Origin of the sequence: Stappia sp. TSB10P1A (assembly GCF_900185725.1) — a bacterium.
GTDB lineage: Bacteria > Pseudomonadota > Alphaproteobacteria > Rhizobiales > Stappiaceae > Stappia.
In genome coordinates, this window is the sequence record NZ_FYAU01000026.1 from 384,584 (window position 1) to 398,075 (window position 13,492).

The window sequence follows — 13,492 nt, forward strand, 5'->3', positions numbered from 1 at the left end:
GGAGAGGCGACAGAGGGGAAACAGATGACACGTTTCAGCAGGAATTTCTTCGCCGGCATGGCGCTCTCGGGCCTGATGGCCTCCACCGCCGTCACCGGCGCCTTCGCCCAGGAGGAGACCATCAAGGTCGGCATCCTCCACTCGCTCTCCGGCACCATGGCGATCTCCGAGACGACCCTCAAGGACGTCATGCTGATGCTCATCGAGGAGCAGAACAAGAAGGGCGGCCTGCTCGGCAAGAAGCTCGAGGCGGTGGTGGTCGACCCGGCCTCCGACTGGCCGCTGTTCGCCGAAAAGGCGCGCGAGCTGATCGAGGTGAACAAGGTCTCGGCGGTGTTCGGCTGCTGGACCTCGGTGTCGCGCAAGTCCGTGCTGCCGGTCTTCGAGGAGTTGAACTCGCTGCTGTTCTACCCCGTCCAGTATGAGGGCGAGGAAAGCCAGCGCAACGTCTTCTACACGGGCGCGGCCCCCAACCAGCAGGCGATTCCCGCCGTCGACTACCTGATGAACGAGGAAGGCGTCGAGCGCTGGGTGCTGGCCGGCACCGACTATGTCTACCCGCGCACCACCAACAAGATCCTCGAGGCCTATCTCAAGGCCAAGGGCGTCGCCGAGGAAGACATCCTGATCAACTACACGCCGTTCGGCCATTCCGACTGGCAGACGATCGTCTCCGACATCAAGGCCTTCGGCTCGGCCGGCAAGAAGACCGCCGTCGTCTCCACCATCAACGGCGACGCCAACGTGCCCTTCTACAAGGAACTGGGCAATGCCGGCATCAAGGCCGAGGACATCCCGGTCGTCGCCTTCTCGGTCGGCGAGGAGGAACTGGCCGGCCTCGACACCGGCCCGCTGGTCGGGCACCTGGCCGCCTGGAACTATTTCCAGTCCGTCGACACGCCGATCAACGCCGAGTTCATCGAGACCTGGAAGGCCTATATCGGTGACGACAAGCGCGTCACCAACGATCCGATGGAGGCGCATTTCATCGGCTTCAACATGTGGGTGAAGGCGGTCGAGAAGGCCGGCACCACCGAGGCCGACGCGGTGATCGACGCGATCATCGGCGTTGCCGTGCCGAACCTGACCGGCGGCTATTCGGCGATGATGCCGAACCACCACATCACCAAGCCGGTGCTGATCGGCGAGATCCAGGAAGACGGCCAGTTCGAGACCGTGTGGGAGACCTCCGGCCTCGTCGTCGGCGACGCCTGGTCCGACTATCTCGACGGCTCCAAGGACCTGATCGCCGACTGGCGCAAGCCGATGAGCTGCGGAAACTTCAACACCGTCACGGGCAAGTGCGGCGGGTCGGGCAGCTAACACCCACCTTCCGCATCCAGAGGGGGAGGGAGGCGGGCGCAGATCCGCCTCCTCCTTACCCTCCGCCGCCGCCTATTCCCGAACAGTCCGGACGGTCCCCCGTGAAGCCACCCGTGAACGCATCCGTCAACGCACACGCCCAGCGCTCCCTCCCGGCCCTGCTGCTCGCCCTGCTGCTGGCGCTCCTGCCCCTGGCGCTGCTGTCCTCGGCCGCGAGCGCACAGGACGCCCCCGCTCTGGAGAGCCTGCGCCCGCTCGTCGATGCGCTCGGCAAAGGCTCGTTCACCGACACGGAAAAGCAGGTCACGGCGCTGGCCGCCACCGGCGATCCGGCCGTGGTGCCGGCGCTGGAAGCGCTCGGCAACGGCGACCTCTATCTGCGCAAGGCCGACGGCGCCGTGGTGATCGGCAAGCGCGCCGGCTCCGGCCTTGCCCTCACCGATCCGCTGACCGGCGAAGCGCTGGAGCCCGTCGCCGCCAGCGGCCTCGACAAGATCCGCGTCAACAACCGGCTGCGCCGCACCATCCGCAACGCGGTCGGCGGGCTGACCCTGCGCGCCGCCGATACCCGCGTGCGCCGGCAGGCCGCCGAGGCGATCTTCAAGGCGCAGGATGCCGAGGCCATCGAGGCGCTGGACGATGCCATCGCCGCCGAGACGGACGCGGGCGTCGCCAAGCTGATGCGCGAGGCGCGCGCCGCCGCCGTGCTCGCCTCCGACCTGCCGACGGACGAGAAGATCGCCGCCATCGACACGCTGGCCGAACGCGGCGACCGCGACGCCCTGTCGATGATCACCGCCGTGCAGAACAGCGGGGCCACTGAACTGCAGGAGGCGGCGGGTGCCGCCCTTGCCCGGATCCAGAAGCTGCAGGCGGTCTGGGACATGGCCCGCAACGTCTGGTTCGGCCTGTCGCTCGGCTCGGTGCTGCTGCTTGCCGCCATCGGCCTTGCCATCACCTTCGGCGTGATGGGCGTCATCAACATGGCGCATGGCGAGATGGTGATGCTGGGCGCCTACACCACCTTCATGGTGCAGAACCTGTTCCGCCTGCACGCGCCGCACCTCTTCGACTATTCGCTGCTGGTGGCGCTGCCGGCCGCCTTCCTCGTCGCCGGCCTCGTCGGCGTCGCCATCGAGCGCGGCGTCATCCGCTTCCTGCACAACCGGCCGCTGGAAACGCTGCTCGCCACCTGGGGCGTCTCGCTGATCCTGCAGCAGACGGTGCGCTCGATCTTCGGCCCGACCAACCAGGAGGTCGGCAACCCGGCCTTCATGTCGGGGGCCTTCGAGATCGGCCAGTTGACGATCACCTACAACCGGCTGTGGATCCTGGTCTTCGCGCTGACGGTCTTCGCCGCGCTGCTGATCGCGATGAAATTCACCCGCTTCGGGCTGAACGTGCGCGCCGTCACCCAGAACCGGCGCATGGCCGCCTCCATGGGCATCCGCACGCCGCTGGTCGACGCGCTGACCTTCGGCCTCGGCTCGGGGATCGCCGGCATCGCCGGGGTGGCGCTGTCGCAGATCGACAATGTCTCGCCCAATCTCGGCCAGTCCTACATCATCGACAGTTTCATGGTCGTGGTGTTCGGCGGCGTCGGCAACCTGTGGGGCACGCTGGTCGCGGCGATGAGCCTCGGCGTTGCCAACAAGTTCCTGGAACCCGTCGCCGGCGCCGTGCTGGCCAAGATCCTGGTGCTGGTCTTCATCATCCTGTTCATCCAGAAGCGCCCGCGCGGCCTGTTCGCGCTGAAGGGCCGGGCGGTGGAGGCATGAGCCCCCGTCCCGCCCACCTCTCGCGGAGCCGCCCGTCATGATCGTCCGTTTCCTCGCCGGCGGCCTGACCGGCGGCCGCCTCGCCATGCTGGCGCTGCTCGTCGGTGCCGCCGTGCTGGTGCCGGTGCTCAACCTCGCCCTGCCGCCGAGCCACCCGCTGCACGTGCCGACCTACGCCGTGACGCTGATGGGCAAGTACCTGACCTATGCGCTGCTGGCCTTGGCGCTCGATCTGGTCTGGGGCTATTGCGGCATCCTCTCGCTCGGCCATGCCGCCTTCTTCGCCCTCGGCGGCTATGCCATGGGCATGTACCTGATGCGGCAGATCGGCACGCGCGGCGTCTATGGCGACCCGCTGCTGCCCGACTTCATGGTGTTCCTCAACTGGAAGGAGCTGCCCTGGTACTGGAGCGGCTTCGACGCCTTCCCCTTTGCGATTGGAATGGCGCTGGCGGTGCCGGGGCTGCTTGCCTTCGTCTTCGGCTGGTTCGCCTTCCGCTCGCGGGTCACCGGCGTTTATCTGTCGATCATCACCCAGGCGATGACCTATGCGCTGCTGCTCGCCTTCTTCCGCAACGACATGGGTTTCGGCGGCAACAACGGCCTGACCGATTTCAAGGACATCCTCGGCTATCCGGTGCAGGCCGCCACCACCCGCGCAGGGCTGTTCGCCGCCTCGGCGCTGGCGCTCGCCGCCGGCCTCGTCCTTGCCATCGCCATCACCGGCTCCAAGCTCGGCAAGGTGCTGATCGCGGTGCGCGACGCGGAAAGCCGCACCCGCTTCCTCGGCTACCGAGTGGAGCACTACAAGCTGTTCGTGTGGACCGTCTCGGCGATGATGGCCGGGCTTGCCGGCGCGCTCTACGTGCCGCAGGTCGGCATCATCAATCCGGGCGAATTCGCCCCGGCCAACTCCATCGAGGCGGTGATCTGGGTGGCGGTCGGCGGCCGCGGCACGCTCATCGGCCCGATCATCGGCGCGGTGCTCGTCAACTTCGCCAAGAGCTGGTTCACCGCCGCCCTGCCGGAGATCTGGCTGTTCGCCCTCGGCGCGCTGTTCGTCGCGGTGACGCTGTTCCTGCCCAAGGGCATTCTCGGCCTCGCCGCAACGCTGCGCACCCGCCTGCCCAAGCGCAAGGAGGCTGCCCCTGTCGACCGCACGCCGGCGGCGGCGGCGGCGCCCACCCCGGCCCTTGCCAGCAACCAGGCCGCGGAGTGAGACGATGACCGCGACCGGCTCCCTGCTCTATCTCGACGGCGTCAGCGTCTCCTTCGACGGCTTCAAGGCGCTGAACAACCTGTCCTTCCTCATCGCCCCCAACGAGATGCGGGCGATCATCGGCCCGAACGGCGCCGGCAAGACGACGATGATGGACGTGATCACCGGCAAGACCCGCCCGGACAGCGGCACGCTGCTGTTCGGCGAGAAGCTGGACCTCACCCGCCACGACGAGGCAGAGATCGCCGGCCTTGGCATCGGCCGCAAGTTCCAGAAGCCGACCGTCTTCGAAAGCCATACGGTGGAGGACAATATCGCGCTGGCGCTGAAGGCGCCGCGCGGCCCCTTCGCCACCCTGTTCCACCGGCGCGAGCCCGAAGAGACGGCGCGCATCGACGCGCTGCTGGAACTGGTGCGGCTCGACAGCCGGCGCGAGGATCTTGCCGGCGATCTCAGCCACGGCCAGAAGCAGTGGCTGGAGATCGGCATGCTGCTGGCACAGGACCCGCAACTGCTGCTGATCGACGAGCCCGCCGCCGGCATGACCGACGCGGAGACGGCGGCGACCGCCGACCTCCTGCGCGACATCGCCAAGAGCCATTCGGTCGTCGTCGTCGAGCACGACATGACCTTCGTGCGGGCGCTCGGGGTCAAGGTCACCGTGCTGCACGAGGGCTCGGTGCTGGCGGAAGGCTCGCTCGACCACGTCTCCTCCGACCAGAAGGTGATCGATGTCTATCTGGGAAGATAACTAGTCATCCTTGATTGCAATGCAACTAATCACAAAAATTATAAAAACCGAAAATAGGTAAGATAGCCCAACAGTCGAAAAATCTCCCTTTCCAGAACTAAGCAGGTAACCAAGTATAAATCCAGGAAAAATGGCAAGGACGAAGCTAATTATTAAAATGGGCCCATAAATAGTTGCTCGCCACAGCACCCCAAAAAATATCGCAATAACAATAATAGCTACCAGAGCCATATGAAATGCCCTCCAAATAAACATGGTGATTCTATCGGAAAAAAAGAAAGGAGCAACATGCTGAGCGTCGAGCACATCGACCTGCATTACGGCGCCGCGCAGGCGCTGAAGGATGTCAGCCTGAGCGCGGAGGTCGGCAAGGTCACCTGCGTGATGGGCCGCAACGGTGTCGGCAAGACCTCGACCCTGCGGGCGATCGCCGGCCAGCAGCCGATCTCGGCCGGCAGCGTGCGCTGGGAGGGCGAGGACATCTCGCGCCTGACGCCCTATCAGCGGGCGCGCCGGGGCATCGCCCTGGTGCCGCAGGGGCGTGACATCTTTCCGCTGCTCAGCGTGCGCGAGAACCTGGAGACCGGCTTTGCCGTGCTGCCGCGAAAGGACCGCCGGGTGCCCGACACGGTGTTCGAGCTGTTCCCGGTATTGAAGTCGATGCTGTCGCGGCGCGGCGGCGACCTGTCCGGCGGCCAGCAGCAGCAGCTCGCCATCGGCCGCGCCATCGTCATGCGGCCGCGCCTCCTGATCCTCGACGAGCCGACCGAGGGCATCCAGCCCTCGATCATCAAGGATATCGGCCGGGCGATCTCGTTCCTGCGCGACACCGGCGAAATGGCCATCGTGCTGGTGGAACAGTATTTCGAATTCGCCCGCGATCTGGCCGACCGCTTCGCGGTGATGGACCGCGGCGAAGTGGTGCTCGCCGGCACGCGGGACGATCTGGAGGAGAGCGCGGTGCGCGCCCACCTCACCGTCTGACGATCAGCCCCTCAGCCGCGGCCGATATAGGGCATGGTCGTCGCCATCACCGTCATGAACTGCACATTGGCATCGAGCGGCAGGCTGGCCATGTGCAGGACGGAGGTGGCGACATGCTCGGCCGCCATCACCGGCTCGGCCCGCACGCTGCCGTCCGGCTGGGCGACGCCCTGCTGCATGCGCACCGTCATGTCGGTCGCCGCATTGCCGATGTCGATCTGGCCGCAGGCGATGTTGAACGGCCGCCCGTCCAGCGAGATCGAGCGGGTGAGGCCGGTGATCGCATGTTTGGACGCCGTATAGGCGGCCGAACCGGGGCGCGGCACATGCGCCGAGATCGAGCCGTTGTTGATGATCCGCCCGCCTTGCGGGTCCTGCGACCGCATCAGGTTGAAGGCGGCGCGCGCGACGAGGAAGGCGCCGTCGAGATTGACGGACATCAGCTTGCGCCATTCCTCGAAGGTGAGATCGCCGATCGGCTTGCCGAGCACGGTGGTGCCGGCATTGTTGAAGACGACGTCGAGCCGGCCGAAGGCGTCCTGCAGGGCGCCGAACAGGTCGTCCACCGCCACCGGATCGCTGACGTCGCAGGGAACGCAAAGGGCCGCCGCCGGATCGACGCCGGACATCGCCACCGTCTCCTCCAGCTTGTCGCCCCGGCGCCCGGTCAGCACCGTGCGGTAGCCCGCCTTGAGAAAGGCGATGGCGCAGGCGCGCCCGACGCCCGCGCTGGCGCCCGTCACCAGCGCCACAGCTCCCGTTCCATCTCCCCGTCCGGCCATCTCGGTCCTCCGCTTGCAAGCCGTTCCAATCGTTGTCGCGACAATGGCCGGGGAGCAGCGGAAAAGGCAAGCCGTGTCGGCACTTGGCCGGGCAGTTTGTCGGAGCGCCGAAAGGGCTCTAGACGAAACTGCGGGCGATCAGGAAGCCGGCGGTCGCCGACACCCCGGTCACCAGCGTGCCCCAGACGATGTCGACCACCGTCACCACCACCGGCCAGTCGCGCAAGGTGGCAAGGTTGGTGACGTCATAGGTCGCATAGGCGAAGAAGCCGAACAGGCAGCCGTAAAGCGCCGCGTCCTGCCAATTGCCCGAACGCAGCGCCGGGGCGACCGCGAAGATGACGATGCCGACCACATAGACGAGGTAGAACAGGCCGGCGACGGCGAAATTCACCTGCTCGGCCATCAGCCCGGCAAGGCGCTCGCGATAGAACGACCCCGCCACATGCGCCAGCCAGATATAATCCATCACCAAGAAGATCAGCGCCGTGGCGCCATAGGCGATCGCATGCGTCATGTCGGGGGCCTTCCTGTTGGTCCTGCCGCTATAAACGCAGGATCGCAGCCGGCGGTTCACCTTTCCGCCGCATTCGGCAGGCCCCTTGCGAAATTCTTGGCAAGGGCCCGGTTTCGCACTGGCCCGTTCTGTCTCCTGTGAAAATCCCTGTCCAGCCGGCCGCAGCCCCTTCCCATTGAATTGGAATTATTCTAAACTACCTTCAATTGATCGCCTTCCCTCCCCGGAGCGACCTCCGCGAGACCTCCGCGACGGCGCCCCCGGAAACCCGTTTGGACGATCCCTACCCGTTTGGACGACCCTCGGGACAATGACCGAAAGACAGGAGTACATGGAATGAAAGGCAGCGCGAAAGTTATCGAACGGCTCAACGAGGCGCTGTTCCTCGAGCTCGGCGCGGTGAATCAGTACTGGCTGCACTACCGCATGCTCGACGACTGGGGCCTGACCAAGCTGGCCAAGAAGGAGCGGGCCGAATCGATCGAGGAAATGCAGCACGCCGACAAGATCATCGCGCGCATCCTGTTCCTCGAGGGCCATCCGAACCTGCAGAAGGTGGCGCCGCTGCGCATCGGCCAGGACGTCAAGGAAGTGCTGGAAGCCGACCTCGCCGGCGAGCACGAGGCCCGCAGCTCCTACTCCAAGTCGCGCGACATCTGTCACGACGAGGGCGACTACGTCTCCATGAAGCTGTTCGAGGAGTTGCTGGCCGACGAGGAAGGCCATATCGACTTCCTCGAGACCCAGCTCGACCTCCTGGAGAAGATCGGCGTCGAGCGCTACTCGCTGCTCAACTCCGGTTCGGCCGACGAAGCCGAATAAGCTCCCTGCTTCGCTCCACTGCACAGCCGCCGCGCCCAGGCGCGGCGGCTTTTTGCGCGCGGGGGCGGGCACGCCTGCGTGTGAATTCGAAAATTAACCAACCTCGAATTGCAAAACCGGTCTATCCTGCCGCTCCGACTCACAGGAGGACGGCATGGCATTCAGCGCCGGTTTCGATTTCACCGAAGCGCGGGCCGCGCTCGCGCTGTCCCAGGCGATCTATGGCGCTCCCGCCATTCCGGTGCCGACGCCCGATCCGGCCGCGCTTGGCTGGACCAAGGTCGATGCGCTGTCGCCATCCGGCCCGACCCTGCTCGACAATCTCTGGCAGATCTGGCGGAGCGATGCCGCCCCGAACCGCTACGCCCTCGTGGTGCGCGGCACGGTCGACACCGACGCCAGCATCCTCGCCGACCTGCTGTTTCCGCTGGTCGATGCAAGGCTCGAACTGACGCTCGATATCGGCGGCGCGACGCTCGACATTCCCTTTCATCTCGCCCGCGCCGAGACGGGCAGCGCCGTCATCGCCGGCACCCATCTCGGCTTCACGCTCAGCCTCTTGTTGATGCTGCTGACCACCGACCGGCCGCTGCTGGCGACCCTTGCCCGCCTGTCGCTGCTGCCGGGAACGGAGCTGCTCGTCACCGGCCACAGCCAGGGCGCCTCCATCGCGACGCTCGCCACCTCGTTCCTGCGCCATGCCAGCGGCCCCTTCGCGCCGTTCCGCACGCTCTCCACCAAGACCTATGTGCTGGCGCCGGCCAAGCCCGGCAACGACCACTATGCCGCCGACTATGCCGCCATCGCCGGCATGGCAGGCTTCGGCTGGACCCTTGCCAGCACGCAAGGCTGGGTGCCGCAGGTGCCGTTCACGCTGCAGGGACCGGGCGATCTCAACACGCCCAACCCCTTGCGCGCCTATGCCGGCGAGACGATGCCGGACAGCGATCCGCGGGTCGCGGCGATGGCGCTGACCGCGGCGACGGCGGCCGAGGCCGCCCAGGTCCAGGCGCTCGCCTATGCGCGGGCGACCGTCGACCGGCTGAAGACGGATCTCGCCGCCATTCGCCTTGCCCCCGACGCGCTGCCGGGCGGCGCCGCGACGCCGGTTCCCGGAACCGCCCTCTCGCCCGCCCTCGACACGCTGCTGTCGCGGCTGCAGCTCTCGCTGAACTATGCCCCGGCGGGCGCCCTGGTGCCGCTGTTCGCCCGGCCCGGCGGCAACCCTGAGGACCCGAAGGACTATTTCTGGCAGCATCATCTCGGCAATTACTGGATCTACCTGCAGGAGCAATACGGCGACCTGTGAACGGCCCCTCCCCGGCGCCGGCTGACGCTTGCAAGGCGCGCCGCGCCCCGGCACTCTTGCGCCCGGCGTGACACGCCTTTCGGGAGGAGTTTCATAAATGCAGTCCAATCGCTCGGCACGTGCCCTTGGTGCCGCCTCGCTTCTCGCCTCACTGCTTGTGCTCTCCGGCGCGGCCCAGGCCGCCTGCCCGGACGATGCGGCCATCGACGCCTTCCTGGCGGCGCGCGCCAGCGCGGCCCCGACGCCGCCGCCGGTCGCCGCCGGCGGATCGATGGCGGACGCCCTGTGCGCGCAAGACAAGATCGTCGCAAGGCTGGAAACGGATCTCGGCCCGGTCGTCGGCTACAAGGCCGGCCTCACCTCGCCCCGATCGCAGGAGGCCTTCGGCGTCAGCGAGCCGGTGCTCGGCACGCTGCTGGAGGGCATGATCCTCACCGGCGAGGTCACCGCCCGGCCGGCGGAGGCGGTGCGCGCGCTGTTCGAGGCGGATCTCATCGTCGAGATCGCCGATGCCGCCGTCAACGAAGCGACGACGCCGGAGGAGGTGCTCGCCCATATCGCCGGCATCCGGCCGTTCCTGGAGCTGCCCGCGCTCGTCGTGGGCAAGGACGACAAGCTCGACGGCCCGGCCATCACCTCGATCAATGTCGGCGCCTGGAAGGGCGTGATGGGCGATCTGATCGAGATCCCGCAAGGGGAAGAGGGCGTTGCCATGCTCGCCGACTTCACCGCGAAGCTGACGATTGAGGCCACCGGCGAGACCCTGTCGGAGGCGCCGGGCAAGGCCGTGCTCGGCCATCCGCTCAACGCGGTCACCTGGATCGCCGGCGCGCTGAAGGCGCAGGGCAAGGCCTTGAAGCCCGGCGACCTCGTCTCGGTCGGCTCGATCGGCCCGCTGCATCCGATGAAGCCGGGCCTGAGCGTGACGCTCACCTACGAGGGCCTGCCCGGCACGCCGAAGCTCGGCGCCCGGTTCGAGTAAGGGCAACGCGGGAGGGGGGAGCCCCTCCTTCGTCATCCCGCACGCAGCGTAAGCGGAGATGCGGGATCGGAGAGCCGGGGCGTATGAGGTGCGCTCCGGAAAAATGCCACGACCGCCGTGGCTCGCCGGTCCCGGGTCGCGCTTCGCTTGCCCGGGATGACGCCGGAGGGGTCGGAGCCAGCAAAACGGCAGCAGCGAGAGGAGCGACACGCCGTCCCGCCTCATGCCCGCTGAGGGTGCCAATGGGTCCCGGCTCTGCGCTGCGCGCGGCCGGGATGACCTTCCGAGGGGGAGGCACGACCTCGCATCCTCTCGGCCGTCACCCCCGGTCGCACGCAAGCACGCACCGGTCACCCCACCCACGGATGTCACCCCACCCACGGATGTCACCCCGGCCGCAGGCGAAGCCGGAGAGCCGGGGTCCATTCGTTCCCAGAGCGGTCGATGGAGAAGGATGCCCTTTCCCGATCAGCGCGGCTTCTTGTTGAAGGCCGCCGCAAGGGCTGCGGCCATGGCGCCGTCGCCGCCGCCCTGCGAGGGCCGCGAGCCGCCAGAACCACCACCGGAACCGCCACCGCCAGAACCGCCACCGGGCCCGCCGCGACGCGGGCCGCCGGGCCCACCCTTCGGACGATCACCACCGCTACCAGGGCCGCCGGGATCGCCGCGCGGCCGGTCGGAGCCGCCGGCACCCCGCCCGCCGGCCGCCTCGCCGCCGTCCTTGCGCATGGTCAGGCCGATGCGCTTGCGCGCCATGTCGACCTCCACGACCTTCACCCGGACGATGTCACCGGCCTTCACCACCTCGGCCGGAACGCGCACGAAACGGTCGGCGATCTGCGAGACATGCACCAAGCCGTCCTGATGGACGCCGATATCGACGAAGGCGCCGAAATTGGTGACGTTGGTGACCGTGCCTTCCAGCACCATGCCGGGGCGCAGGTCGCTCATCGTCTCGACGCCGTCGGCAAGCTTGGCGGTCTTGAACTCCGGACGCGGATCGCGGCCGGGCTTTTCCAGCTCGGTGAGGATGTCGCGCACGGTCGGCAGGCCGAACGTGTCGTCGGCGAAGCGCGCGGGATCAAGCCCTTTCAGCAGCGCCGCATTACCCATCACCTCGGACAGCGGCCGGCCGCAGGCCTGCACGATGCGGCTGGCCACCGGATAGGCCTCCGGGTGCACGGAAGACGCGTCGAGCGGATTGTCGCCGCCGGGAATGCGCAGGAAGCCGGCGCATTGCTCGAAGGCCTTGGGCCCGAGCCGCGCCACCTTGAGCAGCGCCTTGCGGTCGCGGAACGCGCCCGCCGCCTCCCGGTGCGCCACGATGGCCTCGGCAAGGCCGGCGGAAAGGCCGGAGACGCGGGCGAGCAGCGCGGTGGAGGCGGTGTTGAGGTCGACGCCGACCGCGTTCACCGCATCCTCGACCACCGCGTCCAGCGCCTTGGCCAGTTTCGTCTGGTTGACGTCGTGCTGGTACTGGCCGACGCCGATGGACTTCGGCTCGATCTTGACCAGTTCGGCCAGCGGATCCTGCAGGCGGCGGGCGATGGAGGCCGCACCGCGCAGCGAGACGTCGACGCCGGGCAGTTCGCGCGAGGCCAGCTCGCTCGCCGAATAGATCGAGGCGCCGGCCTCGTTGACGATCACCTTGATCGGGCGGTTCGCCGGCGGGATCTCGCCGAGCAGATCGGCGACCAGCCGGTCGGTCTCGCGGCTCGCCGTGCCGTTGCCGATGGCGATGAGCGAGATGCCGTGCCGGGCGATCAGCGCCTTCAGCGCCGCCGTCGAGCCCACGATGTCGTTGCGCGGCTGGAACGGATAGATCGTCGTCGTCTCGACCAGTTTGCCGGTGGCATCGACCACCGCCACCTTGACGCCGGTGCGGATGCCGGGATCGAGGCCCAGCACCGTCTTGTGGCCGGCGGGAGCGGCCAGCAGCAGGTCCTTGAGATTGCGGGCGAAGACGTGGATCGCCTCTTCCTCGGACTTCTCGCGCAGCGCGTTCATCAGGTCGAGTTCCAGATGCAGCGCCAGCTTGACCCGCCAGGCCCAGCGCGCCGTCTCCGCCAGCCAGCGGTCGGCCGGCCGGCCCCGGTCCTCGATGCCGGCGGCCTTCATCACCATCAGTTCGACCGGCTTGAAGGTGCGCTGGTCGTCCTCGTCGACGGCCAGTTCCAGCGCCAGAACGCCCTCGTTGCGTCCGCGCAGCAGCGCCAGCGCCCGGTGGCTCGGCACGTCGGCCCATTTCTCGCGATAGTCGAAATAGTCGGAGAACTTGGCGCCCGCCTGCTCCTGGCCCTCGACCACCCGCGAGCGCAGCACCGCGCCCGAGGTCATGTGCGAGCGCAGCCGCCCGACCAGCGCCGCGTCTTCCGCAAAGCGCTCCATCAGGATCTGCCGCGCCCCGTCGAGCGCCGCCTTGGCGTCCTCGACACCCTTTTCCGCGTCGACGAAGCGGATGGCTGCTGCCTGCGGGTCCTGCGAGGGATCGGTGATCAACAGGTCGGCCAACGGCTCCAGCCCCGCCTCGCGGGCGATCTGCGCCTTGGTCCGCCGCTTCTTCTTGAACGGCAGGTAGAGATCCTCGAGCTGCGCCTTGGTCTCGGCCGCATGGATGCGCCCGGCCAGCGCGTCGTCCAGCTTGCCCTGCTCCTCGATGGAACGCAGGATCGCGCCGCGCCGCTCCTCCATTTCGCGCAAGTAGGTCAGCCGCTCCTCGAGCCGGCGCAACTGCGTGTCGTCGAGACCGCCGGTCGCCTCCTTGCGGTAACGGGCGACGAAGGGGACGGTGGCGCCGCCGTCGAGCAGCTCCACCGTCGCGGAGACCTGCTCCGGCCGGCAGACGAGCTCCGCCGCGATGATGCGGGCGATGCGGGCGGAAATCTCCGGCGGCAGCGCCGTCTTCGCGGACGCGGGACGGGAAGCCGGAACGTCCGGCGAAAAGGAGGAAAGATCGGTCATCTTGCGGGCCTGTCGACAAATCGGGCCGCCGGGCGAGGGCCGGCCGGCGGGCCGGGCACTTTAC

The 13,492-nt window shown here is 67.8% G+C and carries 11 protein-coding genes; 8 read left to right on the top strand and 3 right to left on the bottom strand.

Going from position 1 to position 13,492, the window contains the following annotated elements; genetic code table 11:
* Positions 1–24: 24 nt before the first annotated feature.
* The 5 genes from urtA (at position 25) to urtE (ending at position 6,055) form a co-directional block, all read left to right on the top strand.
* The gene (urtA, locus tag TSB10P1A_RS13190; RefSeq protein ID WP_186388378.1) at positions 25–1,323 is read left to right on the top strand and encodes an urea ABC transporter substrate-binding protein; all 1,299 of its coding nucleotides are present in this window, start codon (positions 25–27) and stop codon (positions 1,321–1,323) included.
* A gap of 113 nt (positions 1,324–1,436) precedes the next feature.
* Complete coding sequence (urtB, locus tag TSB10P1A_RS13195; RefSeq protein ID WP_244293102.1) at positions 1,437–3,101, top strand: urea ABC transporter permease subunit UrtB; 1,665 nt, start codon at positions 1,437–1,439, stop codon at positions 3,099–3,101.
* A 37-nt stretch (positions 3,102–3,138) separates the two neighbouring features.
* Positions 3,139–4,320, top strand: a complete 1,182-nt coding sequence (gene urtC / locus TSB10P1A_RS13200) for an urea ABC transporter permease subunit UrtC (RefSeq protein ID WP_186388379.1) — start codon at positions 3,139–3,141, stop codon at positions 4,318–4,320.
* A gap of 4 nt (positions 4,321–4,324) precedes the next feature.
* A complete protein-coding gene (urtD, locus tag TSB10P1A_RS13205; RefSeq protein WP_186388380.1) occupies positions 4,325–5,071 on the top strand; it encodes an urea ABC transporter ATP-binding protein UrtD in 747 nt (248 codons plus the stop codon).
* Between the two features lie 288 nt (positions 5,072–5,359).
* Entirely contained in the window at positions 5,360–6,055 is a 696-nt protein-coding gene (urtE, locus tag TSB10P1A_RS13210; protein ID WP_186388381.1) for an urea ABC transporter ATP-binding subunit UrtE, read from the top strand.
* Positions 6,056–6,066: 11 nt separating this feature from the next.
* On the opposite strand, the gene TSB10P1A_RS13215 is transcribed toward urtE, so the two are convergent.
* On the bottom strand, positions 6,067–6,837 hold the full coding sequence (locus TSB10P1A_RS13215; protein WP_186388382.1) for an SDR family oxidoreductase: 771 nt from the start codon (positions 6,835–6,837) through the stop codon (positions 6,067–6,069).
* 118 nt (positions 6,838–6,955) lie between these two features.
* On the bottom strand, positions 6,956–7,354 hold the full coding sequence (locus TSB10P1A_RS13220) for a DUF2177 family protein (RefSeq protein WP_186388383.1): 399 nt from the start codon (positions 7,352–7,354) through the stop codon (positions 6,956–6,958).
* A gap of 336 nt (positions 7,355–7,690) precedes the next feature.
* Between TSB10P1A_RS13220 and bfr the strand changes: the two genes are divergently transcribed.
* The 3 genes from bfr to TSB10P1A_RS13235 all read left to right on the top strand — a co-directional run bounded on the left by bfr (position 7,691) and on the right by TSB10P1A_RS13235 (position 10,467).
* Positions 7,691–8,176 (top strand): bacterioferritin, encoded by a 486-nt coding sequence (gene bfr / locus TSB10P1A_RS13225; RefSeq protein WP_186388384.1) that lies wholly within the window; start codon positions 7,691–7,693, stop codon positions 8,174–8,176.
* Positions 8,177–8,330: 154 nt separating this feature from the next.
* Positions 8,331–9,485, top strand: a complete 1,155-nt coding sequence (locus TSB10P1A_RS13230; RefSeq protein ID WP_186388385.1) for a lipase family protein — start codon at positions 8,331–8,333, stop codon at positions 9,483–9,485.
* 97 nt (positions 9,486–9,582) lie between these two features.
* Entirely contained in the window at positions 9,583–10,467 is an 885-nt protein-coding gene (locus TSB10P1A_RS13235; RefSeq protein ID WP_186388386.1) for a 2-keto-4-pentenoate hydratase, read from the top strand.
* A gap of 468 nt (positions 10,468–10,935) precedes the next feature.
* On the opposite strand, the gene TSB10P1A_RS13240 is transcribed toward TSB10P1A_RS13235, so the two are convergent.
* A complete protein-coding gene (locus TSB10P1A_RS13240) occupies positions 10,936–13,428 on the bottom strand; it encodes a Tex family protein (RefSeq protein WP_186388387.1) in 2,493 nt (830 codons plus the stop codon).
* Positions 13,429–13,492: the final 64 nt, after the last annotated feature.

Bases quoted from the DNA above. Each gene is read 5' to 3' on its own strand.
- bfr (WP_186388384.1), top strand. From the start codon at position 7,691: ATGAAAGGCAGCGCGAAAGTTATCGAACGGCTCAACGAGGCGCTGTTC.
- urtC (WP_186388379.1), top strand. From the start codon at position 3,139: ATGATCGTCCGTTTCCTCGCCGGCGGCCTGACCGGCGGCCGCCTCGCC.
- TSB10P1A_RS13220 (WP_186388383.1), bottom strand. From the start codon at position 7,354: ATGACGCATGCGATCGCCTATGGCGCCACGGCGCTGATCTTCTTGGTG.
- TSB10P1A_RS13230 (WP_186388385.1), top strand. From the start codon at position 8,331: ATGGCATTCAGCGCCGGTTTCGATTTCACCGAAGCGCGGGCCGCGCTC.
- TSB10P1A_RS13240 (WP_186388387.1), bottom strand. From the start codon at position 13,428: ATGACCGATCTTTCCTCCTTTTCGCCGGACGTTCCGGCTTCCCGTCCC.
- urtD (WP_186388380.1), top strand. From the start codon at position 4,325: ATGACCGCGACCGGCTCCCTGCTCTATCTCGACGGCGTCAGCGTCTCC.
- TSB10P1A_RS13235 (WP_186388386.1), top strand. From the start codon at position 9,583: ATGCAGTCCAATCGCTCGGCACGTGCCCTTGGTGCCGCCTCGCTTCTC.
- urtE (WP_186388381.1), top strand. From the start codon at position 5,360: ATGCTGAGCGTCGAGCACATCGACCTGCATTACGGCGCCGCGCAGGCG.
- urtA (WP_186388378.1), top strand. From the start codon at position 25: ATGACACGTTTCAGCAGGAATTTCTTCGCCGGCATGGCGCTCTCGGGC.
- TSB10P1A_RS13215 (WP_186388382.1), bottom strand. From the start codon at position 6,837: ATGGCCGGACGGGGAGATGGAACGGGAGCTGTGGCGCTGGTGACGGGC.